The 16,832-nt window shown below is 68.8% G+C and carries 22 protein-coding genes; 20 read left to right on the plus strand and 2 right to left on the minus strand.

What is annotated here, in order from left to right; genetic code table 11:
- The first annotated feature begins 16 nt into the window (after window positions 1-16).
- Window positions 17-364 carry a hypothetical protein gene (locus tag FV227_RS04210; RefSeq protein WP_147858357.1) on the plus strand — a complete coding sequence of 116 codons (348 nt, stop codon included), beginning with the start codon at window positions 17-19 and terminating at the stop codon, window positions 362-364.
- A 61-nt stretch (window positions 365-425) separates the two neighbouring features.
- On the opposite strand, the gene FV227_RS04215 is transcribed toward FV227_RS04210, so the two are convergent.
- On the minus strand, window positions 426-662 hold the full coding sequence (locus FV227_RS04215; protein ID WP_147858358.1) for a hypothetical protein: 237 nt from the start codon (window positions 660-662) through the stop codon (window positions 426-428).
- A gap of 216 nt (window positions 663-878) precedes the next feature.
- Here FV227_RS04215 and FV227_RS04220 point away from each other — a divergent pair, with 216 nt between their 5' ends.
- A complete protein-coding gene (locus FV227_RS04220) occupies window positions 879-1,544 on the plus strand; it encodes a hypothetical protein (RefSeq protein WP_147858359.1) in 666 nt (221 codons plus the stop codon).
- A 71-nt stretch (window positions 1,545-1,615) separates the two neighbouring features.
- Here the strand turns inward: FV227_RS04220 and FV227_RS04225 are convergent, their stop codons facing one another.
- Window positions 1,616-2,374, minus strand: coding sequence for a hypothetical protein (locus tag FV227_RS04225; protein ID WP_147858360.1), 759 nt, complete (start codon window positions 2,372-2,374; stop codon window positions 1,616-1,618).
- 450 nt (window positions 2,375-2,824) lie between these two features.
- Between FV227_RS04225 and FV227_RS04230 the strand changes: the two genes are divergently transcribed.
- From FV227_RS04230 to FV227_RS04320, 18 genes are all read left to right on the plus strand, one after another.
- Entirely contained in the window at window positions 2,825-3,091 is a 267-nt protein-coding gene (locus tag FV227_RS04230) for a hypothetical protein (protein ID WP_147858361.1), read from the plus strand.
- Window positions 3,092-3,496: 405 nt separating this feature from the next.
- Window positions 3,497-4,438: a site-specific integrase gene (locus tag FV227_RS04240; protein ID WP_187274675.1), complete on the plus strand. Its 942-nt coding sequence runs from the start codon at window positions 3,497-3,499 to the stop codon at window positions 4,436-4,438.
- Window positions 4,435-4,626 carry a hypothetical protein gene (locus FV227_RS04245; RefSeq protein WP_147858364.1) on the plus strand — a complete coding sequence of 64 codons (192 nt, stop codon included), beginning with the start codon at window positions 4,435-4,437 and terminating at the stop codon, window positions 4,624-4,626. Before FV227_RS04240 ends, FV227_RS04245 begins: the two co-directional genes overlap by 4 nt.
- A 2-nt stretch (window positions 4,627-4,628) precedes the next feature.
- Window positions 4,629-4,856, plus strand: a complete 228-nt coding sequence (locus FV227_RS04250; RefSeq protein WP_147858365.1) for a hypothetical protein — start codon at window positions 4,629-4,631, stop codon at window positions 4,854-4,856.
- On the plus strand, window positions 4,856-5,092 hold the full coding sequence (locus tag FV227_RS04255) for a hypothetical protein (RefSeq protein WP_147858366.1): 237 nt from the start codon (window positions 4,856-4,858) through the stop codon (window positions 5,090-5,092). Before FV227_RS04250 ends, FV227_RS04255 begins: the two co-directional genes overlap by 1 nt.
- A 112-nt stretch (window positions 5,093-5,204) precedes the next feature.
- Entirely contained in the window at window positions 5,205-5,510 is a 306-nt protein-coding gene (locus FV227_RS04260) for a hypothetical protein (protein WP_147858367.1), read from the plus strand.
- Entirely contained in the window at window positions 5,510-6,151 is a 642-nt protein-coding gene (locus tag FV227_RS04265) for a putative metallopeptidase (RefSeq protein WP_147858368.1), read from the plus strand. Before FV227_RS04260 ends, FV227_RS04265 begins: the two co-directional genes overlap by 1 nt.
- Before the next feature lie 13 nt (window positions 6,152-6,164).
- A complete protein-coding gene (locus tag FV227_RS04270) occupies window positions 6,165-6,629 on the plus strand; it encodes a DUF2280 domain-containing protein (protein WP_147858369.1) in 465 nt (154 codons plus the stop codon).
- Complete coding sequence (locus FV227_RS04275; protein ID WP_147858370.1) at window positions 6,619-7,932, plus strand: PBSX family phage terminase large subunit; 1,314 nt, start codon at window positions 6,619-6,621, stop codon at window positions 7,930-7,932. The genes FV227_RS04270 and FV227_RS04275 overlap by 11 nt, the downstream gene beginning before the upstream one ends.
- On the plus strand, window positions 7,929-9,887 hold the full coding sequence (locus FV227_RS04280) for a portal protein (RefSeq protein ID WP_246686340.1): 1,959 nt from the start codon (window positions 7,929-7,931) through the stop codon (window positions 9,885-9,887). The genes FV227_RS04275 and FV227_RS04280 overlap by 4 nt, the downstream gene beginning before the upstream one ends.
- Window positions 9,888-9,948: 61 nt before the next feature.
- Window positions 9,949-10,977, plus strand: coding sequence for a hypothetical protein (locus FV227_RS04285; protein ID WP_147858372.1), 1,029 nt, complete (start codon window positions 9,949-9,951; stop codon window positions 10,975-10,977).
- Between the two features lie 4 nt (window positions 10,978-10,981).
- On the plus strand, window positions 10,982-11,938 hold the full coding sequence (locus FV227_RS04290; protein WP_147858373.1) for a hypothetical protein: 957 nt from the start codon (window positions 10,982-10,984) through the stop codon (window positions 11,936-11,938).
- A 331-nt stretch (window positions 11,939-12,269) separates the two neighbouring features.
- The gene (locus FV227_RS04295; protein ID WP_147858374.1) at window positions 12,270-13,373 is read left to right on the plus strand and encodes a N4-gp56 family major capsid protein; all 1,104 of its coding nucleotides are present in this window, start codon (window positions 12,270-12,272) and stop codon (window positions 13,371-13,373) included.
- 87 nt (window positions 13,374-13,460) lie between these two features.
- Window positions 13,461-13,883, plus strand: coding sequence for a hypothetical protein (locus FV227_RS04300; RefSeq protein ID WP_147858375.1), 423 nt, complete (start codon window positions 13,461-13,463; stop codon window positions 13,881-13,883).
- A gap of 108 nt (window positions 13,884-13,991) precedes the next feature.
- Window positions 13,992-14,621 carry a hypothetical protein gene (locus FV227_RS04305; protein WP_147858376.1) on the plus strand — a complete coding sequence of 210 codons (630 nt, stop codon included), beginning with the start codon at window positions 13,992-13,994 and terminating at the stop codon, window positions 14,619-14,621.
- A 1-nt stretch (window position 14,622) separates the two neighbouring features.
- Entirely contained in the window at window positions 14,623-16,104 is a 1,482-nt protein-coding gene (locus tag FV227_RS04310; protein ID WP_147858377.1) for a hypothetical protein, read from the plus strand.
- Entirely contained in the window at window positions 16,101-16,406 is a 306-nt protein-coding gene (locus tag FV227_RS04315; protein ID WP_147858378.1) for a hypothetical protein, read from the plus strand. Before FV227_RS04310 ends, FV227_RS04315 begins: the two co-directional genes overlap by 4 nt.
- Complete coding sequence (locus FV227_RS04320; RefSeq protein ID WP_147858379.1) at window positions 16,406-16,831, plus strand: hypothetical protein; 426 nt, start codon at window positions 16,406-16,408, stop codon at window positions 16,829-16,831. The genes FV227_RS04315 and FV227_RS04320 overlap by 1 nt, the downstream gene beginning before the upstream one ends.
- Window position 16,832 lies beyond the last annotated feature (1 nt).

Genomic DNA, 16,832 nt, shown 5'->3' on the forward strand with positions numbered 1-16,832 from the left:
GGAGAGGCCGGCATGCGTGACGAACACACCAACGCCGGGGCCGCGAGCCCTGGCCTACCCGCCGCGGTACAGCCATCGCCAAGTCGCGGCGTGGGTGATCTCAGGCCTCACGGACAAGCCGCCGATGCCGGGCCTCGGTGAAGCGCCGTCCGACGTGCGGATGCGGCGCCTCGTCGAGCGGCACGTGCCGGACCGGGAGCACCGGGAGCAGCTGAAGGCCTGGTCTCGCGCACAGTCCGACGACGGCGCATTCCGCGAGGCCTGCCGGCTGCGGGGCTGGAACCGCACCTCGGCGCAGCGGCACGTCGACCTCGCGCTCGCACAGATCTTCCTCGTGATGTGCACGGCGGATTGTGCGCTGTAGCTGCCTCGGCACGTTGGCTGAACCTCTCCCTAAACGTCCGAGAAGAGCGGGGAGCCAACCATCAGCCCCTCCATTTGAGAACCAGAAACCGGATCAGGAGGACCAATGCGATCACCGCCACCGTTAGTGCCTGTGCAAGGAGCGTAAGCGCCCCAGGAGCCCATCCGGCAAACATGGGTAGGGGCTTGCCGAAGTAATGGAACATCGGGGTTACAATCACCGCGACCGCGATCGGCAGCCACCAACCCCAAAGCCACTTTGGAGTTTCGCTCTCCTTATCCCGCGGCGGTTCGGACATCCCATCTCCTCTTGCTTTCGATCGACGCTGCTATCACCGACGAGGCCGCATGCTTGGTTCGGATCGTTGTCGGTCGGACAGGGAGGCTGCCGTCTCTCTGGTGCTCGCTGGGTGCGTCAAGAACTGAATGCAATCGCCCTTGACCACTGTGCCAATTTGGTCCGACCCCCAAAATACGGGCCCGGCAACGACGCCGCGCCATAGGGGAACGCAACCGTGACCGCGTCGGCCAGCCAGTCGTCCAGCACCACCCGCACCATCCGGATCGCCACCACCACTGCCGAACGCCGCCGCGCGAAGAACGGGCGGCTCGGCCCGCTCACCGCCCGCGACGTGAACATCGAGGTCGGCGAGGCGTCGATCGCCGATCCCTACGCGCCGGGCTCATTCCGCACCGGCCAGGTCAACCGCCGCGTCGACGTGCTGGCAACCGAGCACAGCGCCGGCCGGATCACGGAATCGCAGTTCCTCGTCGGCCGCATGATCCAGGCGGTGTTCGAGCGGGGTTCGGGCGCGAAGCTCGGATCGGGCGGATGGAACCCGGGCGGGTCGCGCGATCAGACCATCGCCCACGAGCTGCAGATCATCTTCGCGATCGAGGACGCCGAGAAGGTCAAGAAATTCGTCGGGCACCTCGAGCGCGCGATCGGCGCGGTTGGTGTCCGGTTCCTCCGGGCCATCCTCTCCGAGGGCCAGACCTTCGCGACCTACGCCGCCGCCCGCGGCAAGGCTGGGGAGCGAGGCGCGGCCCAGATCGCGGGGCACTTCCGGCTCCTGCTCGAAGGCCTGGTGGAGAGTCAGCACACCGCGACCGGGGCGGGGCGGCCGGTGCCGGACGATCAGTATGCTGCGCGAGCGCGGGAGGTGGTGTTCACCCGCTGACGAAAGACTTGGGGCGTCAAAGTGAAGGAAGACAGGCGGACGGCGAACACCCGCGCTTGCGCACTGCGAAATCAATGTAAGTTCTCCGGTGATTTTTCTTCAAACATTGCCTCATACAAAGACGGCGCAACGCCCGTTTCGACATCAAGAGGGGCTTCTTCAAAAACGAGTATCTTTGAAAAGCTTTGAATTGCTAAAGCAATTCCACGTTCTATCTTTTCCAAATCGCTTTGGGGCGCGCCAAAGCTGTCGCGCAAACTATACAGCTCTGATCTTAATGCGGCTTCGGACTCTATTATTTTCCAATCGATGCCTTCACCAATGAGGCGCAGGCGTTTGGGGGTCGTTCCGTATCTATTCATCAAAACTTCGTTGAAAGCATTGGCGAGACGCCATCCCGCTCTTTGAATAATCTTTTGTTCAACTGCCGCAACTTCTGCAGGTATTTCCCGATCCTTGTAAAGCTTCCTAATGTTGCGGATTATGCCGCTTTTTTCATTCCAGTCGGGCGATGCAATCATTCCTACGTACAAAACCCAATTCAATGTTGTAAGGCCAATCACCGAAGATATCTCGTCCATTCTTGCCAGCATTTCTTCGGCTCGACCGAGTTTTTCTTCAACTGCTCGCTCTCTTAATTTGGCCTCGACTCCCCAGCCTTTTAAGCTCTCTAACAGAGGTAGATTGTGAACGAATATTAAAGCGATAGTAAATCCAGCAACTACTGTTGCTGACGCAGTTTTGTCGGCTATAGCAAGACCTAAAGTCACGCTCGCGGAAGCGCCCGCCGCGAGCAGTAGCCAGTTTTTTCTGTAAGCATCGAAATTCATGGATGGCACCCAAGCTTGTAGGTGGGCACAATAGATGCTTGACCCGACGGGCGAAACAGGCGAGATCACCACCGTCGGAAGACATGCGCCCGGGGCTCACAAGCCGCCGGGCGTTTCCATGTCAGACCGAAACTACCCCAGCACACTAGGGGCCTGATGGCACCGTCGCTGCCGCGGTCTCGGGACGGGTCGCCGGGGCCCCGCCTTCCCCAGAGCCGTGACCACTCCTCGGACCGCGAGGGGGCTGGCGGATGTTCGGTGTAGCGCACGCCGAACGGTAGGCATGGCGCACAGGTGCCGCCTGGAGCCGACCTGATAACGGTCCCGATCGCCCGGCGGGGCGACGAGCTAGGTGGAAAGCCCGGCGCCCTTCTTCAGCGAACCCGCTCAACAGCTTAGGCGTTCTCCTCGGAGACGTGAGCGCAGTTCCGTGCCATGATCGGTTCCACGATGAGCGCGATCCAGATTGCCAACGAGATGCGTGCCGCCGCCCGGGACTTCGGGCGCCGCACCCGTTTCGGCGACCAGGCCGAATACCTCGAGGCCAAGGACGATCACTGCCGGCGCATGGACCGGCTGCTCGCCGACCTCGTCCGCGCGATCGGCACACCGCCGCCGCTCTCGATCCAGCCCGGCACCCGCCGTCTCGGCGCGCGCTCGGTCCAGGTCGTGATCCGGGATCGCACGCCCCAGAAGCGGGTCGCGGCGCGAGGCTGAGCAGCGCCGTCAGCAACCGATGCAGATGTCGTGGACCGTGCGAGGTTCGCGCTTCGGGCCGATTTTCTGATTTGGAAGCCGACCAGCCGGGACCGGCCTCTCGTTCGTGGGCTCAAATGGCCCTCGTTTGGGCGGCGTTTGCGCAAGTTCGGCGGCTGGAACCGGGGCTCGCGGAACCGTCAAAGCCATCCCCTGAGCGTGGGTCTCGGCGATCGATGTCGCGTCGATCAGTAGGGCAACGAGCAGCACCTTCGACCAGGACATCGGACCTCACCTTGGCGGCCTAACGCGGGGTCGAAAAAAGAGGTCCATCCCATCGTTCGGCCGCTCGGAGCGGCTGCACGATAATCGCCCTTCTCGTGCATCCAAACCGGGGTTTTCGGCATGGCCGGAGGCGCAGTTATCGTGCGTCCGGCGACGGATGCGGCGACCCTTCCTGATGCGCTCGACCAGGCCGCGGCCGGGTTCGCTGCAGCCTCAAAGTCGGCCGCCACCCGCCGCGCCTACGCCGCCGACTGGCGCGACTTCCTCGGCTGGTGCGCCGAACATGGCGACGCCACCCTGCCCGCATCGGGCCGCACGGTCGGGCGCTACCTGACCCATCTCGCCGGCCTCGGCCGCTCGGTCTCGACGATCGATCGCCGGGCCGCCGCCATCGCCGCCGTGCACCGCGCCGCCGGCCACACCGCGCCGACGGCGCTCGAGGAGGTCCGGTCGATCCTGACCGGCATCCGCAACACCCTCGGCCGCCGCCCGGACAAGCAACAGGCCCTCACCGCCGACCTGGTGGCGAAGGTCGTGAAGCGCATCCGCGGAACGGACCTCGCGAGCCATCGCGACCGCGCGCTGATCCTGCTGTGCTTCGGCGCTGCGCTCCGCCGGTCCGAGCTCGTCGCGCTCGACGTCGCCAATCTGGAACGCCACCGCCGCGGGCTCCTCGTCCGGATCGGCAAGAGCAAGACCGATCAGCAGGGCATGGGCCGCTCGGTCGCGATCCTCGACGGCAAGCTGAAGATCCCCGCGGCCGTCGCCGCCTGGCTCGAGATCTCGGGTATCGCCGACGGTCCGGTGTTCCGCGGCGCCGACCGCGGTCGTCTCTCCGCCGATCGCCTTACCGCCGGGCAGTTCGCCCGCATCCTGAAATCGCGCTGTGCGACGGCCGGGCTCGACCCGGAGGCCTTCAGCGGCCACTCGCCCCGCCGCGGATTCGCGACGTCGGCCGGTGACGACGGGGCCGACCTCCGGCTGACGGCCAAGCACATGCGCCACGCGAAGCTCGAGACGACGCTGGGCTACATGGAAGACGGCGAGCTGTTCCGCGAGAACGCCGGCCGGAGCTTCCTGTGAGCCCCGCGACCACCGCCCGCGCCCTCGCCGGGCTCAACGTCCAGCGCGGCCGCCCGACCGCCGCGCAGTGGGTCGACGCCCTCGCGATCCTCGCGAACACCACCCGCGCGCCCCGGCACACGCTCCACGTCGAGTTCACGCCGGGCGGCTCGGCCCGGATCACCGAACATCCTTTCGAGAAGGTCTGAGTATGAGCCGCGCATCCGACCTCATCGATCAGGTGGAGGCGAGCGTCGCGGCGCTCGTCGGTCGCTCCGTCGCCGAAGCCGAAGGGCTCGCGATCGATTTCGAGGCCTACGCGAGCATCGCGCCGAATCCGCTTCGGGAGCGGGTCGCGCTGATCCTCGCCGAGGAAATCCGGACGGCCTCCGACCAGCGTGAGCACCGCCGCGCGAGCATGCAGAGGTTCCGCCTGTGATGACCGCCGAGCAGTTCGACCGCCTCCCGGAAATGCTCCGGGACATCGTCGTCACCGACCGGAAGCTCGACGCGGCTCGCGCCGCGGTCCGTGCCGCCGCCGTGCCCATGATTGCGGACATCCGCCGCCTCGCCGGGCTTCGCGCCGACCAGGTGCGGCGCGCCCGCCACCTCTACGGCCGCGCGCCCCTGCGCGGCGAGAACGGGCCGGGCCGGCCCACATCTGCGAGAGCATGATCATGCCCCGCGTCTGCGCCTTCCTGTTCCTGGCCGGCCTTGCGCTGGCAGCGACGCCCGCCCGGCCGCGCCCCGCGCGGTACGTGTTCCCCGTCTCGCCGACGAGGCACTGATGCGCGACGTGCTCGGCTTCCGCCACACCGCCGGCGTCGCGCTGATCCTCGCCGCCGGCTGGGGCTGGGTCTGGGCGTTCACGCCAGCCCACGCCGACGAAGGTCGCAGCTTCCTCGCCGTCGCGCTGGTCTGTCCGGCCAACCTCGCCGGCCCGGACTGCTCGCGTGACACGGCGCTCGACATGGCCGTCCAGCCCGTCGCGCTGGTGACGGAATGTGCGCAGGTCGGCGTGCTGCTCGCGACGCACTTGGCGCTGCAGCCCGGCGAGAGCCACAAGATCCTGTGCGAGCGGCGCCGCGGCTGATGCTCACCCGCCCGCGCCCGCCGACGGACCTGCTCGGGCAGGCCGGCGCGGACACCGCGAACCCGGTCGCCCCCGCGGTCGATCTCGAAGCCTGGATGCGCGCGACCTTCATCGACGAGGACGCGCCGCTTCTGAACGAGGACCACGCGCACCTCCGCGATGCCAGCCTCGGCGTCCTGTGGTGCTCGATCCCGAACGAGCGCCAGGGCAACGGCGTCGTCGGCATGTGCGAGGAGGCGACCTTCATCGGCAACCGCTGGGCGAAGGCCCGGTGGGCGATGCAGATCGCGGGCTGGTTCGGGTCGATCCCGGACTTCCTGCTGACCTTCCATGCCGACTACGCCGACCAGTGCTCCGACGCCGCGTTCTGCGCGCTGGTCGAACACGAGCTCTACCACGCGGGCCAGAAGAAGGACCGCTGGGGCGCGCCGCGCTTCAACAGCCAGACCGGCCGGCCCGTCTTCGGCATCCGCGGCCACGACGTCGAGGAGTTCGTCGGCATCGTCGAGCGCTACGGCGTCGGCAACGCGGCGGGCCAGACCGCGGCGCTGGTCGAGGCGGCCCGGCACACCCCGATCGTCTGCGAGACGGACATCGCCGGCGCCTGCGGGACCTGCGGCCGATCTTTGACCTCCGCCTGACAGGATTCGCGCCGTGGCCACGCTCAACGACGAGGTAAAAACCTTCATCGTCCAACAGCTTGCGTGCTTCGATACGCCCTCCGGGGTGGCGAAGGCCGTCAAAGAGGAATTCGGGCTCGAGGTGAGCCGACAGGCAGTCGAAGCCTACGATCCCGGCAAGCGGGCGGCGGCCAACCTGTCGGACGGCTACCGTCAGATCTTCGAGGCGACCCGCACGGCGTTCCTCGCCGAGACGGCGACGATCGGCATCTCGCACAAGGCCGTCCGTCTCCGCACGCTGCAGCGCCTCGCCGAGAAGGCCGAGCGTCAGGGCAACATGGCCTTCGTGGCTTCGGTGCTTGAGCAGGCCGCAAAAGAGTGCGGCGACGCCTTCACGAACAAGCGCCAGGTCGAGGCCACGGGCAAGGATGGTTCGCCGCTGATCGACGGCGGGATCACGGTCGCGTTCGTGCGGGCGCCGCCGGTCCATGCAGGTTGAGTTTCCGGAGAAGCTCGACTTCCTGTTCGAGCCGGCACGCTACAAGATCGCTTACGGCGGCCGCGGGGGCGCCAAGTCCTGGGGCTTCGGCCGCGCCCTGGTGATCATGGGCGCGCAGCGGAAGCTTCGGGTGCTCTGCGCTCGCGAATTCCAGAACTCGATCGCGGAATCGGCGCACGCGCTGCTCGCCCAGCAAATCGACCTCCTCGGCCTCTCCGGCTTCTACGACACGCAGGAGAAGCGGATCCTCGGCGCGAACGGCACCGAATTCATCTTCAAGGGGCTCCGGCACAACGTCGCCTCGGTGAAGTCGACCGAGGGCGTCGACGTGTGCTGGGTCGAAGAGGCCCGCACTGTCTCGAAGGCCTCCTGGGACGTGCTGATCCCGACCATCCGCAAGGAAGGCTCGGAGATCTGGATCAGCTTCAACACCGAGCTCGAAGGCGACGAGACCTACCAGCGCTTCGTGAAGAAGCCGCCGACCGGCGCGCGCGTCGTCAAGATCGGCTGGGAGGACAACCCGTGGTTCCCGGACGTGCTCCGGCAGGAGGCGCTCGACCTCAAGGCGCGCGACCCGATCGCCTACGAGACGGTCTGGGGCGGCAACTGCAAGCAGGTCCTCGACGGCGCGATCTACGCGAACGAGATCCTCGCCGCGGCTCGTGAGAACCGCTTCACGAAGGTCGCCTACGACCCGTCGAAGCCGGTCCACACCTTCTGGGACCTGGGCCGAGCCGACAAGACGAGCATCTGGTTCGCTCAGATCGTCGGGTTCGAGTTCCGGCTGATCGACTTCTACGAAAACCGCGGCTTCGCGCTCCAGCACTACCTCGATGTGCTGAAGGCGCGCTCCGAGGGCAAGGACGGCGTCCCGGGCTACGTCTACGGCGAGCACTGGCTGCCGCACGACGCGCGGAACGAGCTGCTCGCATCCGAGCGAACGATCGAGCAGCAGATGTGGGCGGCCGGGCATCGCGTCCGGATTACTCCGAAGCTCTCGGTCGCGGCCGGCATCGACGCGGCCCGCAAGATCTTCGCCCGGTGCTGGTTCGACGAGGAGCGGTGCGCCGACGGGCTCCAGGCCCTGCGGAACTACCGCTACGAGGTCGACGAGAAGACGCAGGCCTTCTCGAAGAGCCCGCTGCACGACTGGGCCAGCCACGGCTCCGACGCCTTCCGCTACTTCGCCGTCGGCATCGCCGAGCCGCGCGAGGACGACGCTCCGCCGGACGGCCCCAACGACCGCTACGCGCGCCGCCGGCGCAGCGAGGCACAACCCTCAGGATCGGCATGGGCGGCATGAGCGACATCGACGACGATGCCGGCGCCGACGCGCGCTCGCCCGAGGAGCAGGCCGACCTCGACCGCGAGGCCCGCTTCCGCAAGCTGAAGGCGTGGTACCGCACCGACCGCGATGCGTCCTCGGCTTGGCGCGCCGACGCGCGGATCGACTTCGACATGGTCGCCGGCCACCAGTGGGCCTCCGAGGACGAGGCCGCCCTGCGCGAGCAGGGCCGGCCGCCGATCACGTTCAACCGCGTCCTCCCGATCATCAAGGCGGTGGCTGGCGCGGAGGTGAACGCCCGCCTCGACATCCAGTATCTGCCCCGGGAGGTCGGCGACGCCGCGCTGAACGAGCTGCTGACCGAGGGCTCGCGCTACCTCGCCGACGAGGCCGAGGCCGAGGACGAGGAGTCGGACGCATTCGTCGACACGGCGATCTGCGGCATGGGCTGGGTCGAAATGCGTCTCGACTACGAGACCAACCCGGACGGCGACTACGTCGAAGACCGGGTCAACCCGCTCGAGATGATCTGGGACGCCTCGGCGACGAAGCGGAACCTCGTCGACGCCCGCCGCCTGTTCCGCGCCAAGAGCATGGACATGGCCGAGGCGCGCGGGCTGTTCCCGGACGCCGACCCCGAGGACCTCGACGCGGCCTGGGCCGAGGATCGCGACGGAGAGCAGCACCACCAGATCCAGCCGGACCAGAAACGCAGCGACCGCCCCGGCGACGTCTCTGACGGCACCTCGCGCGTCACCATCGTCGAGGCGACCTGGTGGGAGCGCAAGCGCGTCGCCATCGTCACCGACCCGACCACGGGCGAGAGCCAGGAGATGGAGCCGGCCAAGGCCGACGTCCTCGAGCGGCGCGCCGCCGCGCTTGGGATGCAGGTCGACATCCGCCGCATCACGAAGCGGGTCTACCGCCGCGCCTTCCTCGGCAACACGATCCTGAAGGAGACGCCCTCGCCCGCCGGGGACCGCTTCGCCTACGCCTGCATCACGGGCGACCGCGACCAGAACCGGAACTCGTGGTTCGGCATCGTGCGCCCGATGCGCGACCCGCAGCGCTTCGCGAACAAGTGGCTCTCGCAGACCCTCGACATGCTTAACCGCCAAGCCAAGGGCGGCCTGCTGATGGAGAAGACTGCGGTGCCCGACCAAGCCGCGTTCGAGGCGAGCTACGGCAAGCCCGGCGCCATTTCGTGGGTGACGGACGGTACCCTGCAAAGCAGTCGCATGAAGGAAAAGCCGCTGCCGGTCCTGCCGGCCGGCCACTACCAGCTGATGGAGTTCGCCATTGGCTCGATCCGCGACGCCTCGGGCGTGAACCTCGAGCTGCTCGGCCAGAAGCAGAACGACCAAGCCGGCGTGCTGGAGTACCAGCGCAAGCAGGCCGCGATGACGATCCTCGCCTCGCTGTTCGACAGCCTCCGGCGCGCGCGCAAGCACATCGGTCGGGTGCGCCTCTACATGATCCAGACCTTCCTCTCGGACGGACGCTTGGTTCGGATCATGGGCGAAGGCGTGATGCGGATCGTGCCGATGCTGCGGGACAAGACCGCCGGCGACTACGACGTGGTGATCGACGACGCGCCGTCCTCGCCGAACCAGCAGCAGGTCGTCTGGCAGACCTTCACCAGCGTCCTGCCGATCATCAAGGACATGATCACCCCGCAGGTCCTGCTCGAGGTCCTGCCCTACTCGCCGTTCCCCGACTCGTTCGTCGCCAAGATGCGCGAGCTGCTCGCCCAGCCAGCGCAACCGTCGCCGGAACAGCAGCAGCACCAGCAGATCGCCGTCCAGACCGCGCTCGCCAAGATCCAGGACATGACGGCCGGCGCGAACCTGAAGAACGCCAAGGCCGGCCGCGAGGCGGGCCTGACGCATCACGACACCCTCGACGGCTTCGCCAAGGTCGCGGCGATGGCCGCGCCGCCTCAGGCGCCCGCACAGGCCGGCTTCGCCGCCTGACCCCTTACGCCCGCCGGCGGCGCACGCCGGCATCCGTCTCCATCACGTCACGAGGTTCCACATGAACGACCACGCCGAAGGCATGGGCGAAGACGCCTTCTCGACCGAAGATCAGGCCGCCTGGGACGCGATGCGCGAGGGCGGTGACGCCGCTCCAGAGCCCGTGGGCGCCGTCGAGCCGGCCGCCGCTGCGCCGGTCGCTCCAGCGGCCGCCGAGCCCGCTGCTGCGGCCCCCGGCGAGGTCATCGACCCCGAGAACGAAGAGGGCGCTCCCGAGGAGAACAAGGGCAAGTTCGTCCGCCACGGCGCGTTCCACCAGGAGCGCGAGCGCCGGAAGGCCGTCGAGCGCCAGTTCGCCGAGCTGCAGGAGCGCCACGCCCGCGTCGACGAGCGGGTCCGCATCCTGTCGGAGGCGATGAACCGCCCGGCGCCGGCCGCCGCCGCACAGCCGGCCGCCGCCGCCGAGCCCGAGAAGGTGCCGGACCCCGCCGAGGACATCTTCGGCTACGTGAAGCACCTGGAGAAGCAGCTGGAAGCCGTGCGCACCGGCCAGAGTCAGATGACCGAGGCGCAGAAGCAGGCCGAGACCGCGCGTCAGGCCGAGGCCGAGCGCAACACCGTCATCGGCCACTACCAGACCGACATCCGCACCGCGGTCGCCGCCGATCCGACCTTCGCCGACGCCTACGAGCACCTGTTCTCGGGTCGCGTGAACGAGCTGCAGTTCGCCGCCGGCCTGACCCAGCAGCAGGCCGTCGAAACCGCGCGCGAGGAGGAATTCCAGCTGGTCCAGGCGGCGATCGCCCGGCGCGTATCCCCGGCCGCGCTGATCCTGAAGATGGCCAAGGGCCGCGGGTTCTCTCCGAAGGCGCCCGAGCCGACCCCGATGCCGGCAGCCGCCGCCGAGACCCCGGCCGAGCGCGCCGCGCGCATCAGCAAGGGCCAGGAGGCGTCCCTGTCGCTCTCGGCCGCCGGCGGCTCGCCGGCCGGGGAGATCACGCTGGAGATGCTCGCCAGCATGAGCGAGGCGGACTTCGCCAAGCTCGAAAAATCCAACCCGGGCCGCGTCCGCGCCCTGATGGGGGGCTGATCCGATGCGTCGCCTGATCCTCGCCGCGGCTCTCATCGTCGCGCTCCAGCCGGCCGAGTTCGCGCGCACGGCGATGGAGACCAACCAACTCGTCGACGACAACGGCGCCCCGATCGGGACGCCGGCGAACCCGCTGAACGTGACCTGTAAGGCGGGCTGCACGGGCGGCTCCGGCGGAAGCGGTGGCACGGTCACGCAGGGACCGGCCGCGACCGACACGTCTGCCAACCGCTGGCCGGTGCTGGCCTACCAGGGCGGGACGTGGGTGCTCGGCGCGGGATCGGCCAGCATCGGCTCGATCGCCAACACCGCGTTCGGCATCTCCGGCACGCTGCCGGCCTTTGCTGCGACGCCGACGTTCAATCTCGGCACGCTGAACGGTGCGGCGACCGCTGCGAACCAAGCTTCGGAGATCGCGGCCCTCGGCGCGCCGGGCGATGCTGCCAACGCCAATACCGTCATCGGCCAGCTGAAGCAGGCGAACGCGAACCTGCTCGTCGCCACGCCTGCTGCGGTCACGACGGCCGCACCGTCCTACGCGACAGGGACGACGCAGGCCCTGAGCCTGACAACGGCGGGCGGCCTTCGCGTTGATGGCTCGGGCGTGACACAGCCCGCACTTCTCCGGCCCACCGCCGATACCGCCAGCGGTATCACGCCGGCCGGCGCGAGCGCATCCACCGCCTACGCGGTTAAGAGCGGTTCGACCAACCTCTACGGCTACAGCATCACGATGAGCTCGACGGCGGGTTTCCTCGCGCTGCTGAACAGTGGGTCCGCACCAGCTTCCGGGGCGACCATCGGACCGCTCGAATGCATTCCGGTCGCGGCGGCGGGGTACGCCGTCCGGCGTCAGGACATTCCCGACCGTTACCCGGCTGGGCTCACCGTCGTCATCACGTCGTCCTGCACGACCTACACCCCGGTGACGCCGGTGGTTTCGACCGTGCTGGCTCAGTAGCCGCTTGACCCCGCGGGCGAACCCCGTCATTCCCCTATTCGTCGCGAGACGTGCGGGCGCCCTGCCCCGGTCGCGACCTTCACCTTCGACCGACCGGCCCTGAACACACCCTCCATCTCGCGGGGCGCGTTCGTGTGTCCGGTCACCTTCGCCTGATCGCCCGTCACGCGATCCGCACAGCCGCGTCAGAGCCTTCGTCCGCGCCACGTACGGCGCCCGTCCGACCACCGTCCCCAACGGTCATCCGGGGCCCGGCCTTCGTCCGCTCGCGGCGTCACGCGCAGCACGAACCCCTTCCCGCATTCCCCCGATCTCCGAAGGACCCCCTCCGATGGGTACCACCACCTATGGCCTGAACGACGCGCTCGCCGCCAAGCTCTGGTCGATGAAGCTCTCCACCGAGGCCACCAAGGCGCTCGACATCGGCCCGCTGTTCGGCGAGTCCGCCAAGTCCGTGATCCAGGTCAAGACCGAGACCCAAAAGGGCACCGGCGACAAGGTCACCTTCGGCCTGCGCATGCAGCTGTCGGGCAACGGCTTCACCTCGTCCGATCGCGCCGAGGGTAACGGCGAGCAGCTGACCACGAACTCCGACGCGATCACCATCGACGAGCTCGGCAACGTCGTCGGCATCCGCTCGAAGAACACCATCGATTCCCAGCGCGTGCCGTTCAACCTGCGCGACGAGGCCAAGGACGGCCTGGTCGATTGGTTCCAGCTGCGCACCTCGGTGACGTTCTTCAACCACGTCTGTGGCTACACCCCCGCGAACTTCGTCCAGGTCGACGGCTCGGGCGGCGTGAAGTTCACCGGCAACAACGTGGTCACCGCCGCGACCCGCGTCATCCGCCCGAACGCCCGCGCCAACGACGGCGCGCTGGTCGCCGGCGACATCCTCACGCTCGACCAGATCGACGCCGCGGTCGAGATCGCCAAGACCGGCGGCAACGCCGGCGGCGTGAAGATGCGCCCGATCACCATCGACGGCATGGACGAGTGCTGGGTGATGTACCTCCACCCGACGCAGGTGACGCAGCTGCGCCGCAACACCGCCGCGGGTCAGTGGTTCGACATCAAGAAGGCCGCGCTTCAGGGTGGCCAGATCACCAAGAACGCGATCTTCAACGGCTCGGTCGGCATGTACAACAGGGTCATCCTGCGCGAGTCGCAGCAGGTGACCCTCGGCGTCGCCGCCGACGGCAAGACCATCATCCCGACCGTGCGCCGCGCGGTCCTGATGGGTGCCCAGGCCGCGACTGCCGCCTTCGGCAAGTCCGGCGGCCCGACGAAGTACCGCTGGAACGAAGAGCTCTACGACCACAAGCGCGAGCTCGAGGTCTCGGCCTGGGCGATCTGGGGCCTGAAGAAGACGACCTTCAACGGTGCCGACTTCGCCGCGATCGTCATCCCGACCTACGCCGTCAACGCCGGCTGATCCGCGCCGACCCGTGATCCCTGACGCGCGGGTCGGCTTCGGCCGCCTGCGCGTCGTCCGCCGTTTCCAGCACTGAGAGGGCCCGACATGGCCACCAACGTCACCCCGACCAAGCCGCCCGTCCGCTCGACCTTCCACGGGCAGGTCGGCGAGATCCGCTCGCGCGTCACCTTCTCCGACATCGGCCTCGTGGCCGGCCTGCCGATGAAGAACGCCTTCCCGATGGGCGCGATCATCACCCGCACGACCATCATCGTGAGCCAGGCCTTCAACGCCGCAACGACCAACCCGCTCGTCGTCGGCTCGACGCCCGGCGGCAACGACCTCGTCGCGGCGGCCGACGCCAACGCCGGCGCCGTCGGCGTGAAGCGCCCCGACACCGCGACCGCCCTCGCGCAGCTGCCCGCCGACACGGTGCCGTACGTCTCCTACGCCCCGACCGGCGCCGCGCCGACGGCGGGCGTGGCCGACATCGTGTTCGAATACGTCGCGCCGCGTCCGGTCGCCTGATGAGCGTCATGGCGTGGGCGCTATGCGCCGCCCGCGTCGCCGATCTCGAACCGACGGCGGAGCCCAGCGCTCCGCCGTCGCCCCCTTCCGATCCGGAGACGCGCCCCGATGACGGCATCGACGCTCGGCGACCTGGTCGTGGAGATCATGGACGATCTCGACAGGCCCGACCTCGAGCCGCAGATCCGGCGCGGAATCGCGGCCGCCGTCCGGCACTTCCAGCCTGAGCGGTTCGCGTTCAACGAGCGCATCCTGACCTTCCAGACGATCCCGGGCGCCGACGTCTACGGGAAGGGCGACGCGCCCGCGATCCCCGGTCTCTACGCGATCGGCAGCGTCGTGCTCGTCGACGGCGATCAGGTCTGCGACCTCAACCGTGTCGCGGAGACGTGGGTCGAGAGCGCCGACCAGCCGGCGAGCGAAGCCCAGCCCTGCGCCTACTCCTACTTCGACAGCACGCTCCGGCTCTGGCCGGTGCCGTGCGATGCCTGGACGATCCGGCTGTCGGCGCACGTGAAGCTCGACATTCCGGCTGAGGACGACACGCCGAGCGCGTGGTTCGACGAAGCCCGCGACATGATCTCGGCGCGGGCGAAGTGGCACCTCGCGCTGCACGTCCTGAAAGATGCGGGCCTCGCCGCCGCGATGCAGGTCGCGTTCACCGAGGCGTTCGGGACGCTGCGCGCCCGTGCGAACGGGATCGCGTCGACCGGGCAGATCCAGGCCTGGAACCTCTGACATGGCGGTGGTGAAGCTCGCGCCGTTCGCGCCCGACATCGCCTCGGTCGACGCCTCGGTATCGAGCGTGGCCACCAACGTGCTGCCGCGCGCCGATGGCTATGGGCCGTGCCTGTCACCGGCCCCCATCTCCCTGCCCCTGCCGGCCGACTGCCGCGGCGCCATTGAGGTGAACTCGCCCGGCTTCGGCTTCCCGGTCTACTTCGCCGGCACCGGCACCAAGCTCTACAAGTTCAACCTCGGCACCTCGGGCTGGGACGACGTGTCGAAGGACGGCGCAACCTACTCCGTACCGCCGGGCGACTATTGGTCGTTCGCCGTCTACGGGACGCGCCTGGTCGCCGTGGCGCTCGGCGGCCGCCCGCAGGCGATCGACATCGACATCGGTAAGGCCTTCGCGGATCTCGGCGGCATGCCGCCCCGGGCCCGCCATTGCGGCGTCGTCGGCGAGTTCCTGGTGCTGGCCGGCCTCGCCTCCGATCCGAACGCCGTCCAGTGGTCCGACCTCGGCAATATCGATTCCTGGCCGCTCGGGCTCGCCAACGGCCACGAGGGCGACATTCAGCTCTTCCCCGACGGCGGCGCGGTCACGGGCTTCGCCGGCGGCGAGTTCGGCATCGTCTTCCAGGAGCGCACGATCCGCCGCATGGTGTTCGTGCCGAACTCGACCGAGGTGTTCGACTTTTCGATCCTCGAGGAGAATCGCGGCTCGGTCGCGCCCTGGTCGCTGACCAAGGTCGGGCCGCGGGTGTTCTTTCTCGACCGCGACGGGTTCTACGTCTTCACCGGCGGCGCGTCGTCGACGATCGGCGCCGAGCGCGTGAACCGCTTCTTTTTCGATCGGGTCGATCCGAACGCCGTTGCGAGCACCGTGGTGATCCGCGACGCGACCGGGCCGCGGGTCCTGTTCGCCTACCGCTCGAAGATGGCCTCGGGCTCCGATCCGACGCTCCTCGATCAGGTCCTGCTCTACGACTGGCTGCTCGACCGCTGGACGTACATCGACCTGCCGGTGCGGTTCGGCCTCGTGGCGGCAACGCCCGCGACCTCGATCGACAACATCCCCGGCTCCCTGGACGACGCGGGCCAGAAGCCGCTCGACGATCCCTCCTATGCCGGCGGCGCGCCTGCGCTCGGGCTGGTGACGCTCGACAACCGCCTGGCGCTGCTGAATGGCCCGGCGCTCGAGGCGCACGTCGAGACGCCGGACGCGATGCTGTCTCGGCCCAACCGCGCCTTCGTGCGCGGCGTGCGACTCGACAGCGATGCCGATGACTGGCGCGCGCAGGTCGGGACGCGCGAGACCACGCGGCAGGCCGACGTCGTCCGCTACCGCCCGGAGACCGCCCCGAATTTCGAGCGTTTCGCCCCGTGCCGCGCCTCGGGTCGGTATCACCGCGCGCGCATCCGCATTCCGGCCGGCACCGCCTGGTCCTACGCTTCCGGCATCGAGCCGGACGTGACCGTCGAGGGCTCGCGATGATCGTCCCGGGCAAGTCCGAGCGCGATCTGGCCAAGTTCGCGCAGGCGCTGGGCGACCTCGCGCAGGGCGGCTCCAATGCGCTCGGCGCATCCGGCGTGACGCTGGCGCCCGGGGCCGTCGAGACGGTCGTCGCCGATTCCCGCTGCACCGAGGGCGCGCTGGTCGCGCCGATCCCGACCTCGGCCTCCGCCGCGGCGACGACGATCTGGCTGAAGGCGACCGCGCGCGGCTCGTTCACCTGGGGGCACGACGCTTCGGACGCCGCCGACCGCACGTTCCGCTACGAGATCCGGCGGCCCTGATGCACCTGCAGCCGATCGACCGCACCGACCTCGCGCGAGCCTGGGCGGTGGCGGAGCCGTGGCTGGCGCAGGCCTGCGCAAGGCCCGGCTGCGACCTCACCGTCGCCGACCTCCACGCCGCGCTCGAGCGCGACGAGGCCGCGTTGATCCTGATCGTCGACGGCGGGCGGCCGGTCGCCGCCGGCGTGACGCAGGTGCGGGATCACCGGAGCGGGCAGCGAGCCTGCTGGATCCTCGCCCTCGGCGGAAGCGGCGGCGCACGCGCCTTGGCGTCCACCATCCACGAAATCGAGGCTGGCGCTGCTCGGGTCGGATGCGCGCAGGTTGAATTCATCGGCCGCCCGGCCTGGGGCCGGCTGCACTCGAGCTACGTCGCCACCCGCTGCTCCGCCGGCACCCACTTCTCGAAGACGCTGAGGCACTGAC

Origin of the sequence: Methylobacterium sp. WL119, assembly GCF_008039875.1 — a bacterium.
Classification (GTDB): Bacteria; Pseudomonadota; Alphaproteobacteria; order Rhizobiales; family Beijerinckiaceae; genus Methylobacterium.